We start from the raw sequence: 22,425 nt of genomic DNA, 5'->3' as shown, positions 1-22,425 counted from the left end.
TTCCTTAATTTTTTTAAATGCTGAATATAAAAAGAATCATGCCATAGGCATGACATGATTCTCAAAAGTATTTCTAAAAAGGTTGAACTTAGTATTTAAAAGTTACACCCGCAGAAGCTAGGCGGCCACCGTTCACATAGTACTGGTCGCCAGCGCTATGTACAGTTTTGTATTTCACATCACCGACATTTTCAATGTTAGTAAACAGTTTAACAGTTGGATTTATATTCCAATAGGCATTTAAGTCAACACGTGCATAACCTGGAATATCACGACTAAAGTCCTTCGCTTTCGATTTTGCTACCAGTGCAGCACTTAAACCGTAATCTGCATTTTGTAGACCTGTCGATACAGTGAATGACTGACGAGGGCGACGTAATAGCTCTGAATTCTGTTTCGTATCTTCAGTTTTGATATAAGTGTAACCGGCATTAATAAAGAACTGATCTTTTGCCCATTGTGCCGTCAATTCGCCGCCAGTCATCCTGGCTTCATCAATGTTTTGGTTTTGGTAAACGGTCGTTGGAAACCATCCTTCTCCACAATCAATAATACATATCGAATTAATTAAATTATCGACTTCCGTATAGAAAACGGAAGCACCTGCCAAAATATTTAATGGAAGTTTTTGATCTATCCCCATTTCATACGAAATGCTTTCTTCAGGCTTCAATTGATCATTGCCGCCAAAAGCATACATATCATTTAAAGTTGGTGCCTTAAATGCTGAACCAATATTGGTATAAATGCTGGTATTAGGGAGCAGTTGATAACGGATACCACCTTGTGCAACGGTATGTGAGCCAAATTTTTCGTTATCTTCGATACGCACACCCACCTGCGTGCTTAAGCTATTTGTCTGATATTGATGCTGAATATAGTAGCCTGTTGAATTAATGTCTTCATCAAGAGCCTGGGTTTTTGCATCGGTATTACGCTGGGTAATGCCCAGTAAAACATTTTGTGCTGCTGTGAAATTCCATTTGCCATAGATTTCTGCTTCTTGCGTGGTGCTATGTACAAAGCTGCTTGAGGTGACCTGATCTAAGTCATCTTTAAACTGAGATAGACGTGCATTAATTTCAGTAGTTTGTGTTGGGTTAATACGACCTTTTAAATTTACAATTTCATTTTCAAAATCTTGGCTGGAAAATGCACCCCAATTACTGTATTGCACATTTCCTGAATTTTGACTGTAATCGAGTGATGTTGCATAACGCTCTTTTTCAATACCGAATTTTGCACTATAGCCTTTTTGATCATAACTGTAGTTACGGTTGTCATTGATATTGAATACAGGTGTGCCATCAGTTTCTAAAACCTGACCGCGAATCTGTGCATACACCCCATTTTCTGCCAAGTCAGCACCAATAATTGATTTGTAGGTTTGATTCTCGCCAATTTCACCTGTTACAAAGGCACCTGTTTTTTCAGGCGTTTTTGTTACAAACTGTACTACACCACCAATTGCATCTGTACCATAAAGCACAGATGCAGGGCCTTTTAAGACTTCAATCTGTTTAAGATCTGTGGTGTCTAAAAATGGAATAGACGCTGCACCTGTGGTGGCTGTATTTAAACGAACACCATCACGTAGTACCAAAACTTGATTGGAATTGGTGCCGCGTAAGAAAATAGAAGTTTGCTGGCCATAACCACCCGATTGCACGACATTAATACTTGGGTCTGTTTTTAGTAAATCTGGTAGTGCTTTAAGAGGTGACTGCTCAAGAATTGCAGGTTCAATAATCGAAATACGCGCTGGCACATTTTCAATTTTTTCTCCAGAGCGAGTCGCAGTGACTACAATGGTATCTAAAGATGCTTTTGCAACTTTTTGCTCGGCGGCATGAACAGATGAAGTGGTACCCAACGCAAGTGCGATCGCACCTACCAAGGCAGTAGGTTGAAATTGAATAGACATGAAATGCTCCATACATTCACTTCCCCGTGAATGATTGAGTTATAGAACACAACAAGCAGGTTTCCGGACTTAAATGTGCAAAGCAGCAACTTTGCTGTATATCCACCTTCCCACATATAAGATGCAGTGGTGTAAACCGAAGGGTTTAAATTGAGATACGTTTCATTTTTTACCGTTGCGGGGGCAGTGCTGGATTTACACCAGCTTCCCTAAAGCCTGAAGGCTTGGACTTGCTGCAAAGTGAGCGCAGTATAAAGTCAGGATGGCGGATACACAATCTGCATCAAGAATAATCCGGATGAACTTTACGCAAGTCAGGAAAATTGCATTACAATGATTTGCCCCAATCTTATAGATTGTTCAATACATTGGTAGATATAGAGCCAACATAATATGCGAACCCGTGCCAAAATTTGTGGAATCACCCGAGTTGAAGATGTACATGCCGTAGTCAATGCTGGCTGTGATGCGATAGGGTTTGTGTTTTATCCACCGAGCCCGCGGCATGTCACTTTGGCACAGGTTGAAATCCTGATTCGGGCGGTTCCAGCTTATGTGCAGGCCGTAGGTTTATTTGTAAATAGTCGCGCAGATGAAATCCAGGCGATTTTAAATAAAGTACCGCTGGATATTTTACAATTTCATGGCGATGAAACACCTGAACAATGTCAGGCTATCGCCCAACAGGTCGGACGCCGTTGGTATAAGGCCATTCAGGTGAAACCTGATCTGGATGTGGTTGCAGAAATTCAGCGTTATCAAGATGCAGGCGCAAGTGCAGTACTGTTAGACGCATGGCATCCTGACCTGAAAGGCGGTACAGGGCACAGCTTCGATTGGGATACATTTCCCAAACTCAATATTCCCTTGATCTTGGCAGGCGGTTTAAATCCTGACAATATCGAACAGGCAATTCTCACTACACAGGCCTATGCCGTGGATGTGAGTGGCGGTGTCGAGTCCGCAAAAGGTATTAAAGACCAACAACTCATAGAACGCTTTATGCAAGGAGTCCATCGTGGATCAGCAAAGTACTAGCCAGAACAGTCAGGCAGTTGACTATACCCAATTCCCGGATGAACGCGGGCATTTCGGTATTCATGGCGGACGTTTTGTGTCAGAAACACTCATGGCGGCTTTAGAAGACTTGGAAAAGCTCTATTTCCGTATGAAAGATGATGCGCAGTTTTTGGCAGAATTTGACCGTGACATGGCGTTTTACGTCGGTCGTCCGAGTCCTTTATATCATGCTGAACGATGGTCGAAAGAGTTGGGTGGCGCACAGATTTACCTGAAACGTGAAGACCTGAACCATACCGGTTCGCACAAAGTAAATAATACAATCGGTCAGGCCTTACTGGCGAAGCTTTCTGGCAAGAAACGTATTATTGCCGAAACAGGGGCAGGCCAGCACGGTGTAGCAACGGCAACGATTGCAGCACGTTTAGGTCTTGAATGCGTAGTATTCATGGGCGCAGACGATGTAAAACGTCAGGCGATGAACGTCTACCGTATGCGTTTATTAGGCGCGACGGTTGTGCCGGTAGAAAGTGGATCTAAAACATTGAAAGATGCCATGAACGAAGCCATGCGTGACTGGGTGACCAATGTGGATTCAACTTACTACGTCATTGGTACCGTGGCAGGTCCACATCCATATCCGCAACTGGTTCGTGATTTCCAGTCGATCATCGGTCGTGAAGCACGCCGTCAGATTCAGGAACAGGCAGGCCGTCTGCCAGATGCACTGGTCGCATGTGTCGGTGGTGGATCCAATGCCATGGGCTTGTTCTACCCATTCCTGAATGATCAGGACGTGAAAATGTACGGAGTAGAAGCAGCAGGTCTGGGTATTGAAACTGGTAAGCACTCTGCGCCGTTAAATGCCGGACATGTCGGTGTACTGCATGGTAACCGGACTTACCTGATGTCTGATAAAGAAGGTCAGATCATTGAAACTCATTCAATTTCTGCTGGTCTGGACTATCCGGGTGTGGGGCCGGAACATAGCTTCCTGAAAGATATGGAGCGTGTGAACTATGTACCAATTACAGATACTGAAGCGTTACAGGGTTTCCGTGACTTGACCAAGATTGAAGGCATTATTCCGGCGCTGGAAAGCGCACATGCCATGGCATACGTGACCAAGCTTGCACCGACCATGGACAAGGATCAGATTATTATTGCGACGGTTTCAGGTCGTGGTGATAAGGACTTGATGACTGTGGCACGCATTGATGGCGTAGAAATGGTTGAGATGTAAGTTCCTTAAAGTCCTCTCCTTATAGGAGAGGATTTGGGAGCGTTTATTTCAAATAAAAAATCGTGCTAATAAAACTTATAAAACTTAGCACGATTTTTTTATTGGATAAGCTTTGAAGGGATAAAACTGCCCTCTCCCGAATGAACCTAATAATTTATAGATCTATTCAGGAGGAGTGTAATCTTTTAAGAAAACTCACCTTGAGCGCGTTCTTTGGCCCATTCACGTAAAACAAATTTCTGCAGTTTGCCGGTCGAAGTTTTTGGAATCGCGGTAATCACCACATCTTTGGGCACTTTAAAGCGGGCCAGATGCTCACGGCAGAATTCCATAATTTCTTCTTCAGTGGCCTGGGTACCTTCTTTAAGTTCAATAAAGGCACATGGCACTTCCTGCCAGCGTGGATCAGGCTTGGCAACTACTGCTGCAGTGAGTACGGCCGCATGTCGATATAATACTTCCTCGACTTCAAGCGAGGAAATATTTTCCCCACCGGAAATAATCACGTCTTTGGAGCGGTCAGTGATTTTGGCATAACCATCCGGTTGGCATACCGCCAGATCGCCAGTATGAAACCAGCCTCCTGCAAAGGCTTCCGCGGTGGCTTCGGGATTTTTCAGATAGCCTTTCATCACGATATTGCCACGGAACATGATCTCACCCATGGTCTGTCCATCGTGTGGTACTTCCTGCATGGTGTCGGGATCAAGCACTTTCATGCCATCCTGCAACGGATAAGGTACGCCCTGACGGGAGTGCAACTGTGCCTGTTCCTGAATGGATAAATCACTCCAGCCTGCCTGAGATGCACATAGTGCAGAAGGGCCATAGGTTTCTGTCAAGCCGTAGACATGCGTTACATTAATGCCGATATTGCGCATGCCCTCAATAATGGCCGCAGGAGGAGCGGCACCTGCCACCATGACCTCGACCCGGTGCTCAAACTTGGTCTTTTTCTCTTCAGGTGTGTTGATCAGCATCGACAGGACAATCGGTGCACCACAGAAGTAATCGACCTTATGTTCAGCGATCAGCTTAAAGATCAGTTCAGCATCGACTTTACGCAGGCAGACATTGGTTCCGCCGTTGGCCGCCATGGTCCAGGCAAAGCACCAGCCATTACAGTGGAATAGCGGCAGGGTCCATAAATAGGTGGCGCGGGGTGTCATGCCACAGGCAATGATATTGCTGGCTGCGTTAATGTAGGCACCGCGATGATGATAGACCACACCTTTCGGGTTGCCGGTGGTGCCGGAGGTATAGCTTAAACTGATGGCATCCCATTCATCTTGGGGTAAATGCCATTCAAAGTTTGCGTCGCCTTGGGCAATCCAGTCTTCATATTCGATTTGACCAATACGCTGGTCTTCACCTTCAAACTCTTCATCAGCCACATCAATGACATAGATATCGTGTGAAATCAGGGCGAGGGCTTCTGCTGCAAGTGCAGTAAATTCGGGGTCGACCAGCAAGACTTTGCTTTCAGCATGTTCCAGCATGAAGGCAAGGGTTTTGGCATCCAGACGGGTATTTAATGTGTTGAGGACTGCACCTGCCATCGGTACGGCAAAATGTGCTTCAATCATGGCAGGGACATTAGGCAGCAGGACAGAAACAGTGTCATTTTTACCGATGCCTAATTTCTGCAACTGGTGAGCAAACTGACGGCAACGGTTATATTTCTCACGCCAAGTGATCCGACGCTTTCCGTGGATAATCGCATTCTGATTTGGATAAATATAAGCTGCACGATCCAGATAGCGTAAAGGTGACAAAGCTACAAAATTCGCGGGTGTACGCGGTAATTCATCATATGCGCTAACCATGGTAAAACTCCGTTCTATATTTATTTTGATATCCTGCTGAAAAGATATGTACTTCTTGGAAATCTTGCATTTATGCTTTAGTCGAGTACGATTTTTATAATTTTAAGTAATTGAATATTAATAAAAATATTTAATCCTGTTTAAATGTTTTGAACCCAAGGGTTCTCATGTTTGATTTTTTAGGTATTTTACTCTAATTGAGCCATTCAAATTATATGAGCCAAGGAATAATAATGAAAATACAACAGGCAGATGCCACATGGCGAAACTGGTCAGGAAGCCAGTTGAGTTCTCCTCACATTTTTCAGCCTGGAGAAATAAATGAATTACAAAATTTGGTGAAGTCCCAGGCGCAGATGCGTACAGTGGGTGCAGGGCATTCCTTTAGCCCACTCGCCAAAACAGATAAAGGATTGCTTAATCTTGATCAGTTCACAGGTGTGGTTGCCTTTAATCAAGCGAAATCCCAATGCACTGTCCAGGCCGGTACCCGGTTATATAATCTAGGTAAAGAACTGGCAGCCATTAATCAGGCTTTAATCAATCAGGGTGATATTGACCAGCAAAGTCTGGCTGGTGCTATTTCCACCGGAACCCATGGCACCGGGATCGATTTACCCTGTTTATCTGCTTTTGTGGAAGGCTTTGAATTACTGACTGCAGCGGGAGAGCTGCTGCAATGCGATGCCCAGCAGAATACCGAGATATTTCAGGCTGGACGGGTAGCGCTGGGTAGTTTGGGGGTGTTGACCAAAATTACCCTGCAAAATCGGCCATGCTATAAATTAAAAGAACAAATCCGTTTGTGTTCATTAAAAGATGTTTTTACGCATATTGAGCAATGGAAATATCAGCATCGACATATTGAGTTTTGGGCTTTTCTGCATGCTGATCAGGTGATGCTGAAAACTCTGGATGAAACAGAAGATGACATTCAGCCGAGGCAAGAGAGCTGGCCTTCGGAAGATGCTTTATTGAGCTTATGTTCCGAGTTGACACGGCTTTTCCCCCCGACGAATCCTTATCTGCAAAAACTGCTCGGTGTATTTGTCAAACCGACTCGTTATGTAGACTGGTCATCCAAAATTTTTCCAACTCCGCGTAAGACCAGATTTAATGAAATGGAATATCAGATTCCGGTCGATTCGGGATTGCAGTGTCTGGACGAGATTCTGCATGTTTTACGCAAACATCAGGTGCCGATGTTTTTTCCCATCGAGTTCCGTTATGTCAAAGCTGATGATATCTGGCTGAGTCCTTTTTATCAGCGTGATGCGGTTTCGATTTCGATTCACCAGTTTTATAAACAGGATTACCGGACCATCTTTGATCTGATTGAACCGATTTTACAGAAATATCAGGGTCGGCCGCATTGGGGCAAGTTGCATAGCATGAGCGCTGCTTCGCTACCTGATCTCTATCCGAAATGGGATAATTTTATGCGAGTACGTCAGCAACTGGATCCACAGAAAAAATGGCTGAATCCGTACCTAAAACAATTATTTTTATCTGGAAACTGAGGCTTGGGTGATGCAAACAGAGTATTTTCAGCAACTGACGCAGGACTTAAAACAGCAGGGGACTGGTACACCGCAACTGATTCTGGATTTGACCCAATATCAGCATAATCTGGGTCTGGTACAATCAAGATTACCTGCGCAGTTAAAACCACGTCTGGTAGTAAAATCCTTGGCGAGTCCCCCGTTACTTCAACTGGCCAGTGAGAAACTGAATACCCGGCGCTTTATGGTCTTTCATTTGCCCCATCTGCTGGAGATTATAGGGACATTTCAACAGGCCGATATTTTGCTGGGAAAACCCATGCCGGTTCAGGCGCTAAAACATTTTTACCAAAAATCCTCTAGTCAGAATAAAGCAAATATCCAGTGGCTGATTGATGATATAGAGCGTCTGAAGCAATATCTGCAACTCGCGCAGAACCTGAATCTTTGCCTGAATGTCAATATTGAAATTGATGTGGGCCTGCATCGCGGAGGTGTAAGCAGTCAGGCACAGTTTGTCGGCTTACTTAAACTGATTCAGCAATATTCCTCATACCTGAAACTGTCTGGCTTGATGGGTTATGATGCGCATGTGGCAAAACTGCCAAAAATACTGAAATGTCCTGAAAAAAGCTATCGGCGATCGCAGCAGATTTATCAGCACTATAAAACTATTTTGCAGCAGCAATTCCCTTATTTATGGCATGAAGGTCTGTGTTTGAATGGTGGGGGAAGCGCTACTTTTATGCAGCATTGCCAGCAAAGTGTCTGCAATGATCTGTCTTTTGGTTCCATGCTGCTCAAACCCAGTGATTTTGATCTGGATCATCTCTCTACCTTGAACTGCGCTTTATGGATTGCTGCGCCAATTCTAAAAGTATTGCCTTATAGTCAGCTTCCCGGTCTCGAAGTACTTGATTATCTGCCACATCCGTATAAAGCATTATTTATTTATGGCGGTTATTGGCAGACAAGTTACTGTTATCCTGAAAAAAGTCGACCGCATATGTTGTATGGTCGCAGCAGTAATCAGGAAATGGTTTTGGTGCCTAAATACTGCGGGCTACAAGTGGATGATTATGTCTTTTTGAGACCGACACAAAGTGAAGCTGTCATTCCGCAATTTGCCCAGCTTTATAGCTACAGCAAGAGAAAATTTATGGCATGGGACACTTTTCGGGAATAATAAAATTCTGAACTAAAAAATGAGCTTAAGTTTTTTTAAATCAGATATGGTTTTGGTGATAAATCTTATTTTTATTGGGGAAAAGGTTTAATCATGCGGCCAAGCCGTGTAAAATTCGAATCGATTTTTATTTATCCACCGTTTTTATCTTTTGAGGTTTTCCCTCGATCATAATCTCGCGGTGATATGCTCCATGGTACGGGGCATCACTCCTTAAGGATTTTCTTATGCCAATTATCACTTTGCCAAATGGCGATCAAAAACAGTTTGATCATGCCGTATCTGTGATGGAAGTTGCTCAAAGCATCGGTCCTGGTCTTGCAAAAAATACAGTCGCTGGACGCGTTAACGGCCGTCTGGTTGATGCATGCGATTTAATTACCGAAGACGCAACTTTACAGATTATCACGCCTAAAGATGATGAAGGCGTCGAAATTATTCGTCACTCATGTGCGCACTTGGTGGGTCATGCGGTTAAACAGCTGTTCCCAGAAGCGAAGATGGTGATTGGTCCTGTCATTGAAGATGGTTTCTATTACGACATTTTTAATGCAAAACCATTTACCCCAGATGATATGGCTGCGATTGAAGAGCGCATGAAAAAGCTCATCGATCAGGACTACGATGTCATCAAAAAAATGACGCCACGTGATGAAGTGATCAAAGTGTTCACCGAGCGCGGCGAAGATTATAAATTACGTCTGATTGAAGATATGCCAGACGAGACCCAGATGGGTCTTTACTATCATCAGGAATATGTAGATATGTGCCGTGGTCCACACGTGCCAAACACCAAATTCTTGAAATCGTTCAAACTCACCAAGATGTCAGGTGCGTACTGGCGCGGTGATGCGAAGAACGAGCAGTTACAGCGTATCTACGGTACAGCTTGGGCAGACAAGAAACAGCTTGCAGCTTATATCAAGCGTATTGAAGAAGCAGAAAAACGCGATCACCGTAAAATCGGTAAAGCGCTTGACCTGTTCCACATGCAGGAAGAAGCACCGGGTATGGTGTTCTGGCATCCAAATGGTTGGACGATTTACCAAGTCCTTGAACAGTACATGCGTAAAGTGCAGCAGGACAATGGCTACCTAGAGATTAAAACACCACAAATCGTAGACTTTAGCTTGTGGGAAAAATCAGGCCATGCGGCGAACTATGCAGACAACATGTTCACCACGCATTCAGAAAGCCGTAACTATGCGGTGAAACCAATGAACTGCCCATGTCACGTGCAGGTGTTCAACCAGGGTTTGAAATCTTATCGTGATCTTCCAATTCGTTTGGCAGAGTTCGGTTCATGTCACCGTAACGAGCCATCGGGTTCATTACACGGCATTATGCGTGTTCGTGGCTTTACTCAAGATGATGCGCATATCTTCTGTACCAAGGAACAGATTGGTTCTGAAGTTGCAGACTTTATCAAATTGACACTAGACGTATACAAAGATTTTGGCTTCGAAGAAGTACAAATGAAGTTGTCGACACGTCCTGAAAAACGTGTAGGTGATGATGCGCTTTGGGATATGGCTGAAAAATCTTTGGCTGATGCTTTAGATGCAGCAGGTCTTGAGTGGGAGCTTCAACCGGGTGAAGGTGCATTTTATGGTCCGAAGATCGAATTCTCATTAAAAGACTGCTTAGGCCGTGTCTGGCAGTGTGGTACCATTCAGTGTGACTTCAACTTGCCAGAACGTCTGGATGCATCTTATGTAACTGAAGACAACGATCGTGACCAACCTGTGATGTTGCACCGTGCAATTCTTGGTAGTTTCGAGCGTTTTATTGGTATACTGATTGAACACTATGCGGGCTTCATGCCACCTTGGTTGGCACCAGTGCAAGCCTGTGTAATGAATATTACCGATTCACAAGCAGAAGCCTGTGAGTCAGTCGTCGCAAAACTTAAAGAAAACGGTATCCGTGCAATTTCTGACTTGAGAAATGAGAAAATCGGCTTTAAGATTCGTGAACGTACATTAGAGCGTATTCCATACTTACTGGTACTTGGGGATCGTGAAGTAGAGGAAGGTACAGTAAACGTACGTACCCGCTCAGGAAAAAATTTGGGTACTATGTCAATCGATGCTTTCGTTGACCTAGTAAAAACAGCCGTAGCCGAACGCGGCCGGTACATTGTGGAGTAACAGCGATTAAACAGCCTGACCGTAATCAACAGGGCGGTAACAAATCAAACCGTCCTGCCTTGAATGATGAAATTCGTGCGAAAGAAGTCCGTCTTGTAGACGAAAATGGTGAGCAAAAAGGGATTGTAAGCTTAGCTGAAGCCCTACGTGCAGCAGAAAGTGTTGAACTTGATCTTGTAGAGATCGTAGCAAATGCTGAGCCACCTGTATGTAAGATCATGGACTTCAACAAGCATTTGTTTGATCTTAAGCAAAAGCAGAAAGAAGCGAAGAAAAAACAACATCAAGTCCAGGTGAAAGAAATCAAGCTACGCCCGGGTACTGATGTTGGTGATTACAACGTAAAATTACGTGCAATCATCAAGTTCCTTGAAGAAGGTAATAAGGTGAAAATCACGCTTCGTTTCCGTGGTCGTGAGATGGCGCACCAACAGTTGGGTCTAGCTCAATTGCAAAAAATTGAAGCTGACGTGGCTGAATTCGGTACTGTTGAACAGATGCCGAAAATGGAAGGCCGTCAAATGGGTATGCTGCTTGGTCCTAAAAAGAAAAAGTAAGCTCTCATTAAGCGAAAAAAGCCCTGCATCAGCAGGGCTTTTTTTATTAAAATCAGAAAATGTAGAGTATAAAACAATCAGATAGATTAAAATTGTTATAGCCTGATTCGTTTATTATTTAATAATTTTTTTATGATGCAGTGGGTTAAAGAGTTTTTTAAAAATGATTCGATGATAGATTATCAGCATCACTTGCCCTATCAAGTGGTGATTTTTGATGTGGATGGTACTTTGGTCGATTCTTTCCCGCTCTTCATTGGTTTATTAAACCGGCATGCTAGCAAGTACCAATATGCTGAGTTGAATGCTGAGCGCATTGAATATTTAAGATCTTTTCCACCGCGTACCATTCGTAGAGAGTTGGGTTTGTCACGTTTAAGCGCGATTCGTTTAGCCTTGGATTGTAAACGGAGTATACAGCACAGCCCGCAACCTGTTGTGTTCGACGGAATAGATCAATTGCTGCAACAGTTAAAGCAAGCTGGTATATGCTTGGCGGTCGTGACCTCCAATTCGCTGGAGAACTGTCATGCCAGTCTTGGCCAACAGCGTCTTGCTCTGTTCGACTGGATTATGCCAAATGCCTCAATTTATGGTAAACAGCGACAAATTAGAAAGGTATTACGCCATACCCATTGTTCTCCACAACGCGCCATTTATATTGGTGACCAAATTTCAGATATTCATTCCGCACAAGCCTTGGGTATGCCTGTGACAGCGGTGACATGGGGATTTAACCATGCACATGCATTGGCAGAGGCCAAACCAACCTATTTGTGTCAAACAGTGGATGAATTGACAGCGTGTTTATTACTATAACCTGTTCACCCGGTATAAAAAAGTATTCAGTTGATGGCTTTTTTATGCTCTGAAATTCCAGGCACTTTGTATGGCCTGCATAATCTGTTGAGCCTGCTGACGAGAAAACATCGACAGTTGAATCCGGAAAAATCCAAGACAAAATTGATTTATCCGACCGGGGTGGTGCAATTTAAAATCCAAAGTGCCATCGCGTTGACTGATGACATGCGCTGGCATGTTATAGAGCCAGCGTTTGAGATGTGCTTTGAGAGAATCATAGCGTGGATTCAGAAAACTATACTGTACCGAGTGCCGTTTTAAGCACAGGCTGATTCGGAAACCTGCCAAAGTATAATAAATGGCGTGTGAGGTAATTTTTAATTTAGTTCCAAGCATAAATACGGCAAGACCAAGAAAGCCACCAATATAAATATAAAAGCCAGGAGCCTCCTGCCATAAAAATAGCAGCCCTTGAAGAAAACTGGAATTGCTACCCATACTGCTCAAATAGAAAATGCCGAATATTCCAACCGGACAGCACAGTAGCAGATATCCAGTTGCGCGTATGATCGGGCTGGCTTGATGAAACAGGATATTTTCTGGCGCATTCATGGCTTATTTTAATGATCAGAAAGCGTATTGCCTCAATGAGCTTAGGTAATCCGTAGCCAAAAAGAAAGGCCCTTTCGGACCTTGCTTTTTAGCCTAATCAAGCTTATTCCACTGATTTTTCACTATTTTCAATGAGCAGTTTCTTGCCGATCGGAATTTGTCGAGGTAATTTCTCTTCTGGAATAATGCGCTGCAAGTCAATGATCAGCAATCCATTTTCATAATCTGCCTGTTGTACCTCAATATACTCATCCAGGCGTAAAGACAATTTAAACGCGCGTCGTACAATTCCTTTGTGCAGGAATTCGATAGCGTTATTGTCCTGATTTTCAGGTTGCCCCAAGATGGTCAGCAACTTGTTTTCCAGACGAATGTCGAGTTCTTCCTGACGAAAACCCGCAGTTGCCATCACGATGCGGTAATTATTCTCCCCATGCTTTTCGATATTATACGGCGGATAATTCGGTGTATCGCTTTGCGTGGCATAATCAATAAAGTCATTCAAGCGATCAAAACCAATACTACGACGAAACAAGGGATGAAGATTTAAGTTACTCATGATTAGAACCTTCTCACTTAAGCAAAGTTATAAAAACAAGAAAATAAGATCTGTCATGTCAGACATCGACAGTGCAGAAGACTGACTTAATTCTTATGCAGAAATAAATATGTGTATGTGGCTGAAATTTTCAAGATATCCAATATAAAAATATAAAATTTCAATAATATGTTGATTTTTATTATAAAATAATTTTTATCTCCAGGCTTGTTGTTTCCTTCTAAATCCTCTATGTTGGAGACATCATCGCACGTGACAAGTGCAGGGAGTATTAAAAGAAAATGATCGATTTATATTACTGGGGCACCCCGAATGGCCACAAAATCAGTATAGCCCTGGAAGAAATGGGGCTGGAATATCAAATTATTCCCATCAATATTCTAGAAAATGACCAGTTCCAGTCCGATTTTCTGGCTATTTCTCCCAACAATAAAATCCCGGCAATCGTTGATCAGAATGGGCCGAATGGTCAGCCCATTTCAATCTTTGAGTCAGGCGCGATCTTGCAGTATCTGGGTCGAAAAACAGGTTTGTTTTATCCAGTTGATGAAGTAAAGCGTGTTCAGGTGGAACAATGGCTGATGTGGCAAATGGGCGGTCTGGGACCAATGCTCGGACAAAATCATCACTTTAGCCGTTTTGCGCCTGAGCGGATTGCTTATGCAACAGATCGTTATGTCAATGAAAGCAAACGTCTGTATGGTGTGCTGAATAAACAGCTGGTCGGGCAGGAGTATGTGGCTGGCGAATACTCGATTGCCGATATGGCGATATTTCCGTGGTTATTGCGATATGACTGGCAGCAGATCAACCTGGAAGATTATCCTGAGGTTTCCAAATATATTGATCGCTTGAATGCACGTCCTGCAGTTCAGAAAGCGCTGGCGATACAGGTCAGTTAAGCTGTAGCCTTTATGCTAAAATAGTCTTAAGCAAATAAAGCCACCCTTACGGTGGTTTTTTATTGGATGGATATATGAACGATTTTCTTCTGAACTTTACCAAGATTATTGAAAGCAATACCCGAATTTACTGGAGTATCCTCTTTGGAATTGCTGCATGTTTGGTGCTTTATATTGCTGAAATTGTGCATATTGATCAGGTGATTGCAGCCTTGAATACCAAAGATCAGCAAATTCTCCGTGCAGCGATTGAACCCATTACTCAGCAGTATAAAGGGGGGCGGATTATTGTCATGGTAGCAGCAGTAATTTGGTCGAGTTGGGAATACAGCAAAGCCAAGAAAAAGTTGGGTTTGAGCCGTTAATAGCTGTATGAGTCTGTTGCTGCTATTTCTGTCGGCCTTTGGTGCAGCGACCTTATTGCCTTTACAGTCTGAAGCTGTTTTGCTGGGGCTTTTAGTGCAGAACAAGCAGCATGCAGTGCTGTTAATTGCGGTGGCCAGTCTGGGGAATATTCTGGGGTCGTGTGTGAACTGGTATCTGGGCCTCAAGATTGAACATTATAAGAATAAAAAGTGGTTTCCGGTTTCGGCAGACAAGATGCTCAAGGCGCAAACGACCTATCAGAAATATGGTTACTGGTCTTTACTGCTGAGCTGGGTGCCTATCATTGGTGATCCGATTACCCTGATTGCGGGACTATTAAAAGAAAACTTCGCCCGTTTTCTGCTGATGGTCAGCATCGCTAAAATTGGACGTTATCTGTTTGTCTATGCGGCCTTTGCCTTGTTCTAAGTCTGAAGCTATTTTCTTGATTCAGTCTTGGATATTATTTCAGAGCGAAATCATTCTTTAAATTCGCTTATTGGGTGAAGATGCTTTTGTTTTAAACAAAGATGCTTTAGAATACTCGCTCCCTTACCTGCAGGTCGTTTTGTAATGGTGCAAACGAGCCGAACAGGTGTTCAAAAGAGGTTGTTATGCCTAAGATGAAAACTCGCCGTGGTGCAGCTAAACGCTTTAAAGCGACTGCTAACGGTTTTAAGCGTAAACAAGCGTTCAAACGCCACATTTTGACCAAAAAATCTGCTAAGCGTATTCGTCAATTGCGCGGCTGTGTAATGGTTCACGTAAGTGACGTTGCTTCAGTTCGTCGTATGTGCCCGTACATCTAAGGAGATTATAAATGGCTCGTGTAAAACGTGGTGTACAGGCTCATCGCCGTCACAAAAAAATTCTTGCTCGCGCTAAAGGTTACTATGGTGCTCGTTCACGCGTTTACCGCGTAGCGTTCCAGGCGGTAATCAAAGCTGGTCAATATGCTTACCGTGACCGTCGTCAGAAGAAACGTCAATTCCGCGCTTTGTGGATTGCACGTATCAACGCTGGTGCTCGTCAAAATGGTTTGTCGTACAGCCGTATGATCGCTGGCTTGAAAAAAGCTCAAGTGATTATCGACCGTCGCGTACTTGCTGACATCGCTATGCATGACGCAGTTGCGTTTGCTGCTTTAGCTTCTAAAGCTAAAGATGCATTGGCTGCATAAGTCTTTATGACTTGAAAAAGACCGCTTTTAGCGGTCTTTTTTATGCTTAAATAAAAGTAGTCATTTTAAATATTATTTAAAAATCAGTATTGTAAATCCTATATTTTTTAGTCATTGTTAAATTGCATAATCAAAAATAAGGCTTAAAAATAATGATTCGACTTGCCACTCAACAGGATGTCCTGCCGATTGCTCAAGTGCACGTACAAAGCTGGCGTGAAAGCTATAAAAACATCATCAAACAAGAAATTTTAGATGCATTATGTGTAGAGCAAAGAGCCGCCTTGTGGCGTTCTGTTCTTGAAGGGGCGAATCGACGGGTATTTGTCTATGAAGAAAATGCTCAGGTGCTGGGCTTTGCTGCTTTCAATTTTCCGGTGGATGCACCAATTAGTGAATTGAGAGCACTTTATTTGCTTCAAAATATTCAAGGTCGCGGCATTGGACGTGATTTGGTTCAATTGGGTCTGGGTTTAAGTCGAGAAAAATCCTACCAGCATATGCAATGTAGCGTATTGAACCTGAATTCCAGTCGTTATTTTTATGAAAAGACCGGCGCCTATTTTGTCAGTGAAGGAGATGCCAGTGATCTGGGTGAGAATCTTAAAGATTTATATTATCAGTGGGACATTTAATTTTTGAAGACTCTGGGCAAGCTGGCTCAACGTAGAAAAATCTAAACCCTGGAAAAAGACGATGGGAAATAAATCAGCCCTTGCACTGTAGGGCTGATTTATCCTTTTATCTCAATATCTCCACCAGTCAATCAAAAGGGCATTTCCGGGCGATCAGCATAAATAACAGCTTTGGTCTCATTCCGACAATGCTGCAATTTTCAGACAGCTGCTTGACCTTAATTCCATCATAGGTTGGATAATCAAAACCTATCACAAAATCTTCAGCATTATTTCAAGCTGATGTCTGCTCCTGAGTATCAACGTCTCTATTGAATTCTGCCCGGGATGTAAGCTTTTCTGGCAAAATGTTAAAGGCCGAAATAGTAGCCAATCAGACAGATAATCACGGTAATCACAATTAAGGTCAGCACATTTGCAGACGAACTGGATTTTCCTGGGTCCTGAGGTTTTTCTGCTTTAGAAATTTTTGGTGAGCGGTCTTCGGTACTCATACCCACAAATGGATCAGGCGCAACTTTAGGTGTTAGCTGTGCCGTTTTATAGTGGTTGGCGACTTTGCTGATGAATTTAGCACTTAAATCATCAATTTTTTGCGAAAAATGTCGCAGGTTAAGTTGCTGCTCCGGGCTGAGTACTTCGCCATCTGCACGATAGGGATGCTGGATTTTCGTTTGAATAAAGTCATTTAAGGCATCTAGGCGGTACAAAGTCTGGTGAGCATAATCCGCTGAATAGTCAGTGGGAATTAAGGCCAAATGACTTTCGTTATCGGCCTGAATGGCAGGCATGGTGCCGTAATAGGGCAAATTGGTATACGCTGGTTCGGTAAAATCTTGGGCAAGGCTACTTTCAAACAGTTCATGATCGGTATAAGCCTGGATATCATCCCAGTTTGGGGCTTCCAGATCGACATCAATGCGCTTGGCCAGTTTAGGATTTAACTCATAACACCAGAAAGTTTCATGGCGTAAAGGGGACTGCTGTGATTTAGGAGCTTCGTAATCATTGTCTGCGCTGTACCATTCAGGCAGTTCCTTGCCGATGATCCAGGCTGTTTTGGTTTTGGCACCATGACTGACAATAAAATGCGCCAGTGGTAATAGCTCGACATTGGCATTCGGATTTTTTTCATCAATCAGTAAATCAGAGCGATGCAAGCTCAGTCGGCGTACGCCTTGTTTTTTCAGGCCTTCCAGCCAGATCTGAAAATGCTGAGCCAGCAGGTGTTGTGACATCAGATCCCGAAAGGCAAACTGATGCTGATTAAAAATGGCATGTTGAATCCAACGATTGAAACTCAGGCCCTGAGACAAATATTCATTGCCATAAGTGACCAGGGTCAGTTGCTGTTTCCAAATTTGATCGAGTGCCATAGTGATTTGATCTGATTGATATTGTGTTTATCTTATACTTTTTATATTTAATCATGCCAATCTAATTTTCCTTAAAACGCATCTTCATCAAAGTGTCTAAAAACTGTTAGAATGTGGGGTTTTTAAAATATTTTTTAACCTGTTGCTTTGAGAGTTACTATGTCACTGGAAGCCCTGACCACTGAAGCGCTCGCTGCGATTGCAGCAGCTCAAGACCTTGCTGCACTTGATCAAGTACGAGTGCAATTTACGGGGAAAAAAAGCCAGCTCGCGGAACAATCTAAGTCGCTTGGTAAAATGGATCCTGAAGAACGTAAAGTCTTCGGCGCACAAATCCATGCTGTACGTGAAACCATTACCGCTGCATTGACATCACGTCAGGCAGAACTGCATAAAGCTGCCTTAGAACAAAAACTGGCAAGCGAAACCATTGATATTACTTTACCAGGTCGTGGTCAGCAGGTGGGCAGTATCCATCCAGTGACCCAAGTGCAAGAGCGTATTTGCCAGTTCTTTACCAAGGCAGGTTTTACGGTTGCAACAGGTCCTGAAGTTGAAGATGACTATCACAACTTTGAAGCACTGAACATTCCAGGTCATCACCCAGCGCGTGCTATGCATGATACTTTCTATTTTGATGTGAACCATTTGCTGCGTACGCATACGTCTGGTGTGCAGATTCGTACCATGGAAACCCAGCAGCCACCAATCCAGATCGTGTGTCCAGGCCGTGTTTACCGTTGTGATTCGGATCAAACCCACTCGCCGATGTTCCATCAGATCGAAGGTTTATACGTGGCTGAAAATACCAGCTTCGCGGAACTGAAAGGTTTGCTGATTAACCTGCTGAACGAATTCTTCGAAAAAGATTTGAAAGTACGTTTCCGTCCATCTTATTTCCCGTTCACCGAGCCAAGTGCGGAAGTGGATATTATGGATGAACGGGGTCGCTGGCTGGAAGTACTGGGCTGCGGTATGGTGCATCCGAATGTGCTGCAAGCTGCAGGCATTGATCCTGAAAAATACAAAGGCTTTGCTTTTGGTCTGGGTGTTGAACGTTTTGCAATGCTGCGTTATGGCGTGAATGACTTACGTATGTTCTTCCAAAACGATGTGCGTTTCTTACGCCAGTTTGCTTAAAAACAAATTTATACCTCTCCCTAACCTCTCCTAAAAGGAGACGGGTGTCTAGATATGACATAGGGCTCTCCCTCTTTGGAAGAAAGTGGGAGTTAGAGGGGATTCTAGAGATTTGAATTACAGGTTTTATATCAATGAAAATTAGCGAAAATTGGCTACGCACATGGGTCAACCCAGCCATCGATAGCGAAAAACTTTCTGATCAATTGACCATGTTGGGTCTGGAAGTGGATGAGCTTGCACCTGCAGCAAAAGCATTTACTGGTGTAGTGGTTGGTGAAGTCCTGACAGTAGAACAGCATCCAGATGCTGACCGTTTACGTGTGACTACTGTCAATATCGGTTCAGGTGAGCCACTGCAAATTGTATGTGGTGCGCCAAACGTACGTGCCGGCATGAAAGCGCCAGTTGCGACCATTGGTGCAGTACTTCCAGGCGATTTCAAAATCAAGAAAGGCAAGCTACGTGGTATCGAGTCACAAGGTATGCTGTGCGGCGCTTCAGAAATCGATTTGGAAGATAAAATCGATGGTCTTTTAGAGCTGCCTGCAGATGCACCGGTTGGCGTCAATATCCGTGAATATCTGGATCTTGATGACAACGTGATTGACATCAGCATTACGCCGAACCGTGGGGACTGCTTCAGTATTCGCGGGATCGCACGTGAAATTGGGGTGATCAACCAATTGCCAGTGACTGCCCCTGAAATTAAAGAAGTAGCTGCGACTATTAGCGACGAAAAGAAAGTCGTTGTGTCGACTGAAGGCTGCCCACGCTACTTGGGTCGTGTGATCAAGAACGTAAATACCAAAGCGCCAACCCCTGAATGGATGGAGCGTGCATTGGCGCGTTCAGGTATCCGTCAGCACAGCATTCTGGTCGATATTACCAACTATGTGCTGATGGAGCTGGGTCAACCGCTACACGCATTTGATGGCGGTAAAGTGAAAGGTGCGGTACATGTACGTCAAGCGACGGAAGCTGAAAAGTTAGTTTTGCTCAATGAACAAGAAGTTGAACTTAACGAAAAAGTGATGGTGATTGCAGATGATGAAAAAGCATTGGCCATTGCCGGTATTATGGGCGGCTTGTCTTCAGCAGTCAGCGATGCAACCACTGAAATTTTCCTAGAATCTGCATTCTTCGCGCCACTGCATATTGCCGGTCGTGCACGTAGCTTTGGCTTGCATACCGATGCTTCTCAGCGTTATGAACGTGGTGTCGATTTTGAATTGCCATTGATCGCTATGCACCGCGCATCACAATTGATTGCGGAACTTGCCGGCGGTGAGTTCGGGCCAATTACGGTTGCAGAAAATGCAGCCCTATTGCCAACACGCGATGCAATTGAGTTGAATCAAGCCCAAGTGGATCAACTGCTAGGTTATAGTGTTGACTCAGCGTTCATTACTGATGCTTTAACCCGTTTAGGGTGTGAAGTCACAGTAAAAGCAGAAGGTGAGTGGTCTGTAGTGCCGCCATCACATCGTTATGATATGGTGATTTACCAAGACTTGATTGAAGAAGTGGCTCGTATTCATGGTTATGACAATATTCAAATCAGTTTGCCTGTGATTGATGTGAAGCTGGCCAAATATCAAGATCAATTCGAATTGGGCCAACTTCGTCAAACCGCGGTAACTTTGGGTTACCAAGAGGCAATCAGTTTTAGTTTTGCAGACCTAAAACTTGAAAAGCAACTTAATTCTCATGTGAAACCTTTAGCATTAGCGAATCCAATTTCAAGTGATTTAGCGGTAATGCGTTCAACCTTGCTCTCTAGCCTGATTCCTTGTGTTCAATACAATATCAATCGTCAGCAAAGTCGGGTACGTTTCTTCGAGCTAGGTCTGCGTTTTGACTATCAAGAAGCGAACAGTATTCATGATTTAAAACAGATTCCAACCTTTGCCCTGATTGCAACGGGTGCACGTACCCCTGAGTCTTGGCATGGCAAGGCACAGCCAATGGACTTCTTTGACTTTAAGGGCGATATAGAGGAAATTCTGGCTGCTGGTCGTGTCAAAGTGGAATATATACGTTCAGAGCGTAGCTGGTTGCATCCAGGACAATCCGCAGAGATTCTCGTGAATGGTCAATCAATTGGTTACTTGGGTCGTTTACATCCCTCACTTGAAGACGAGCTTGATCTGGCAACCACATGGGTAGCAGAATTGGATCAAGCGGCTGTTTTGCAAACTTATGTATCTAATTTTACAGAATTATCACGTTTTCCATCGGTTCGACGTGATATTGCTCTTTTAATTAATGATAAGATTAATGTTAGCGAAATTCAGGGACTTATCGAAAAAACAGGCGGAGAGCTTTTAGACTCAACTTGGTTGTTCGATGTGTACACTGGACAAGGAGTAGAAGAAGGGAAACGCTCACTGGCATTTGCACTTCTCTGGCAGCATCCAAGCCGTACACTGGAAGATGCTGAAATTAAATCAGGTATGGATAATATCCTTCAAGTGTTAGAAAACACTTACCAAGCGACATTGAGGGCTTCATGACAGCACTAACTAAAGCAGAAATGGCTGATCATTTAAGTGAGCTCACGAGTTTAAACCGTCGTGAAGCAAAACAAATGGTTGAGTTGTTCTTCGATGAGATTAGCCAGGCGCTAATCTCAGGCGAGCAAGTAAAACTTTCGGGTTTTGGTAATTTTGAGTTGCGTGACAAGCGTCAACGTCCAGGCCGTAACCCGAAAACGGGTGAAGAGATTCCGATTTCTGCACGCCGTGTAGTGACCTTCCGTGCGGGACAGAAGTTTCGTCAACGTGTGGGAAATGAGCAGATCAACTGATCTGCTTTTTTTAAATTCTGCTATTTTTTAAATTTCAGTATTTAAAATAAAAAAAGAGAGCCCAAGGCTCTCTTTTTTTATACTGAATAATCTAAAAGATTATTGAGCAGCAGCTTCAGAAGCAGCAGTAGCGTCAGCAGCAGCGTCAACAGCAACAGCAGCAGCAGCGTCAGCTTCAGCAACAGCAGCAGTTTCAGAAGCAGCAACTTCAGAAGTAGATTCTACAGCAGCAGCGTCAGCAGCAGCTTCAGCTTCAGATGCAGCTTCTACAGCTTCAGATGCAGCTTGGTTAGCGTCAGCAGCAGCGTCGTCAGCTTTTTTAGCACAACCAACGAAAGCTAAAGTAGTAGCAACTGCAGCAGCAATAGCGATTTTTTTGAATAACATGGCATCACTCTCTAAAAATTGAGATTAAAAAAAACCTAAGTTAGTCTGTTAAGTGCTTTTATTATTCCTAATTATGTTAGGTACTAACAATGCAGGAGCAGTCTAACTGGTCTGCAAATATGCTATCACTGCGCCTTTTTAAATGCTACTAGCAAGGCTTAAAAAAGTACTGAAATATGCTAAAAAGTAAGAAGTTTTTAACAGAAAATAACAATGGAATGAAACATTTAGATTGGAGAAAGGCTTGGTA

22 protein-coding genes and 1 riboswitch are annotated in these 22,425 nt (G+C 43.5%); of the genes, 16 read left to right on the top strand and 6 right to left on the bottom strand.

Annotation, left to right across the window (positions count from 1 at the left end):
• Positions 1-88 precede the first annotated feature (88 nt).
• Positions 89-1,924, bottom strand: coding sequence for a TonB-dependent receptor plug domain-containing protein (locus AY605_RS01610; protein WP_064094729.1), 1,836 nt, complete (start codon positions 1,922-1,924; stop codon positions 89-91).
• A gap of 36 nt (positions 1,925-1,960) precedes the next feature.
• Positions 1,961-2,173: riboswitch (cobalamin riboswitch) on the bottom strand.
• A gap of 144 nt (positions 2,174-2,317) precedes the next feature.
• Between AY605_RS01610 and AY605_RS01605 the strand changes: the two genes are divergently transcribed.
• Together AY605_RS01605 and trpB are read left to right on the top strand one after the other, a co-directional pair.
• The gene (locus AY605_RS01605; protein ID WP_064094728.1) at positions 2,318-2,962 is read left to right on the top strand and encodes a phosphoribosylanthranilate isomerase; all 645 of its coding nucleotides are present in this window, start codon (positions 2,318-2,320) and stop codon (positions 2,960-2,962) included.
• Entirely contained in the window at positions 2,943-4,187 is a 1,245-nt protein-coding gene (gene trpB / locus AY605_RS01600) for a tryptophan synthase subunit beta (protein ID WP_064094727.1), read from the top strand. Before AY605_RS01605 ends, trpB begins: the two co-directional genes overlap by 20 nt.
• Positions 4,188-4,372: 185 nt before the next feature.
• On the opposite strand, the gene AY605_RS01595 is transcribed toward trpB, so the two are convergent.
• Positions 4,373-6,013 (bottom strand): acyl-CoA synthetase, encoded by a 1,641-nt coding sequence (locus AY605_RS01595; protein ID WP_064094726.1) that lies wholly within the window; start codon positions 6,011-6,013, stop codon positions 4,373-4,375.
• 233 nt (positions 6,014-6,246) lie between these two features.
• On the opposite strand from AY605_RS01595, the gene AY605_RS01590 reads away from it, so the two are divergent.
• From AY605_RS01590 to AY605_RS01570, 5 genes are all read left to right on the top strand, one after another.
• On the top strand, positions 6,247-7,533 hold the full coding sequence (locus AY605_RS01590; protein WP_064094725.1) for a D-arabinono-1,4-lactone oxidase: 1,287 nt from the start codon (positions 6,247-6,249) through the stop codon (positions 7,531-7,533).
• A gap of 10 nt (positions 7,534-7,543) precedes the next feature.
• Complete coding sequence (locus tag AY605_RS01585) at positions 7,544-8,701, top strand: alanine racemase (RefSeq protein WP_064094724.1); 1,158 nt, start codon at positions 7,544-7,546, stop codon at positions 8,699-8,701.
• 227 nt (positions 8,702-8,928) lie between these two features.
• Positions 8,929-10,851 (top strand): threonine--tRNA ligase, encoded by a 1,923-nt coding sequence (gene thrS, locus AY605_RS01580; protein ID WP_064094723.1) that lies wholly within the window; start codon positions 8,929-8,931, stop codon positions 10,849-10,851.
• 59 nt (positions 10,852-10,910) lie between these two features.
• Positions 10,911-11,408 carry a translation initiation factor IF-3 gene (infC, locus tag AY605_RS01575; protein ID WP_004647518.1) on the top strand — a complete coding sequence of 166 codons (498 nt, stop codon included), beginning with the start codon at positions 10,911-10,913 and terminating at the stop codon, positions 11,406-11,408.
• A 132-nt stretch (positions 11,409-11,540) separates the two neighbouring features.
• Positions 11,541-12,227 (top strand): HAD hydrolase-like protein, encoded by a 687-nt coding sequence (locus tag AY605_RS01570; protein ID WP_064094721.1) that lies wholly within the window; start codon positions 11,541-11,543, stop codon positions 12,225-12,227.
• A gap of 42 nt (positions 12,228-12,269) precedes the next feature.
• Here AY605_RS01570 and AY605_RS01565 read toward each other — a convergent pair whose 3' ends face one another.
• Entirely contained in the window at positions 12,270-12,821 is a 552-nt protein-coding gene (locus AY605_RS01565) for a hypothetical protein (protein WP_064094720.1), read from the bottom strand.
• Between the two features lie 103 nt (positions 12,822-12,924).
• Entirely contained in the window at positions 12,925-13,380 is a 456-nt protein-coding gene (locus AY605_RS01560) for an Hsp20 family protein (RefSeq protein WP_064094719.1), read from the bottom strand.
• Between the two features lie 281 nt (positions 13,381-13,661).
• Between AY605_RS01560 and AY605_RS01555 the strand changes: the two genes are divergently transcribed.
• The 6 genes from AY605_RS01555 to AY605_RS01530 all read left to right on the top strand — a co-directional run bounded on the left by AY605_RS01555 (position 13,662) and on the right by AY605_RS01530 (position 16,463).
• Positions 13,662-14,282, top strand: coding sequence for a glutathione S-transferase N-terminal domain-containing protein (locus tag AY605_RS01555; protein WP_064094718.1), 621 nt, complete (start codon positions 13,662-13,664; stop codon positions 14,280-14,282).
• Between the two features lie 74 nt (positions 14,283-14,356).
• A complete protein-coding gene (locus AY605_RS01550) occupies positions 14,357-14,647 on the top strand; it encodes a hypothetical protein (RefSeq protein ID WP_064094717.1) in 291 nt (96 codons plus the stop codon).
• Between the two features lie 7 nt (positions 14,648-14,654).
• On the top strand, positions 14,655-15,077 hold the full coding sequence (locus tag AY605_RS01545; protein WP_004278284.1) for a YqaA family protein: 423 nt from the start codon (positions 14,655-14,657) through the stop codon (positions 15,075-15,077).
• A gap of 185 nt (positions 15,078-15,262) precedes the next feature.
• On the top strand, positions 15,263-15,457 hold the full coding sequence (gene rpmI / locus AY605_RS01540; RefSeq protein ID WP_004278281.1) for a 50S ribosomal protein L35: 195 nt from the start codon (positions 15,263-15,265) through the stop codon (positions 15,455-15,457).
• Positions 15,458-15,468: 11 nt separating this feature from the next.
• Positions 15,469-15,828 (top strand): 50S ribosomal protein L20, encoded by a 360-nt coding sequence (gene rplT / locus AY605_RS01535; RefSeq protein ID WP_004647525.1) that lies wholly within the window; start codon positions 15,469-15,471, stop codon positions 15,826-15,828.
• Between the two features lie 152 nt (positions 15,829-15,980).
• Positions 15,981-16,463, top strand: coding sequence for a GNAT family N-acetyltransferase (locus AY605_RS01530; RefSeq protein WP_064094716.1), 483 nt, complete (start codon positions 15,981-15,983; stop codon positions 16,461-16,463).
• Positions 16,464-16,813: 350 nt separating this feature from the next.
• Here AY605_RS01530 and AY605_RS01525 read toward each other — a convergent pair whose 3' ends face one another.
• The gene (locus tag AY605_RS01525; RefSeq protein WP_064094715.1) at positions 16,814-17,839 is read right to left on the bottom strand and encodes a hypothetical protein; all 1,026 of its coding nucleotides are present in this window, start codon (positions 17,837-17,839) and stop codon (positions 16,814-16,816) included.
• A 159-nt stretch (positions 17,840-17,998) separates the two neighbouring features.
• On the opposite strand from AY605_RS01525, the gene pheS reads away from it, so the two are divergent.
• The 3 genes from pheS to AY605_RS01510 all read left to right on the top strand — a co-directional run bounded on the left by pheS (position 17,999) and on the right by AY605_RS01510 (position 21,788).
• Complete coding sequence (gene pheS, locus AY605_RS01520; RefSeq protein WP_004278272.1) at positions 17,999-18,979, top strand: phenylalanine--tRNA ligase subunit alpha; 981 nt, start codon at positions 17,999-18,001, stop codon at positions 18,977-18,979.
• 134 nt (positions 18,980-19,113) lie between these two features.
• Positions 19,114-21,495 (top strand): phenylalanine--tRNA ligase subunit beta, encoded by a 2,382-nt coding sequence (gene pheT / locus AY605_RS01515; protein WP_064094714.1) that lies wholly within the window; start codon positions 19,114-19,116, stop codon positions 21,493-21,495.
• Entirely contained in the window at positions 21,492-21,788 is a 297-nt protein-coding gene (locus AY605_RS01510; protein WP_004783565.1) for an integration host factor subunit alpha, read from the top strand. The genes pheT and AY605_RS01510 overlap by 4 nt, the downstream gene beginning before the upstream one ends.
• Before the next feature lie 99 nt (positions 21,789-21,887).
• Here the strand turns inward: AY605_RS01510 and AY605_RS01505 are convergent, their stop codons facing one another.
• A complete protein-coding gene (locus AY605_RS01505) occupies positions 21,888-22,175 on the bottom strand; it encodes a hypothetical protein (protein ID WP_064094713.1) in 288 nt (95 codons plus the stop codon).
• Positions 22,176-22,425 lie beyond the last annotated feature (250 nt).

It is taken from the genome of Acinetobacter sp. SFD, assembly GCF_001647575.1.
Lineage (GTDB): Bacteria > Pseudomonadota > Gammaproteobacteria > Pseudomonadales > Moraxellaceae > Acinetobacter > Acinetobacter pecorum.
This window is presented reverse-complemented; position numbering and strand designations above follow the sequence as displayed.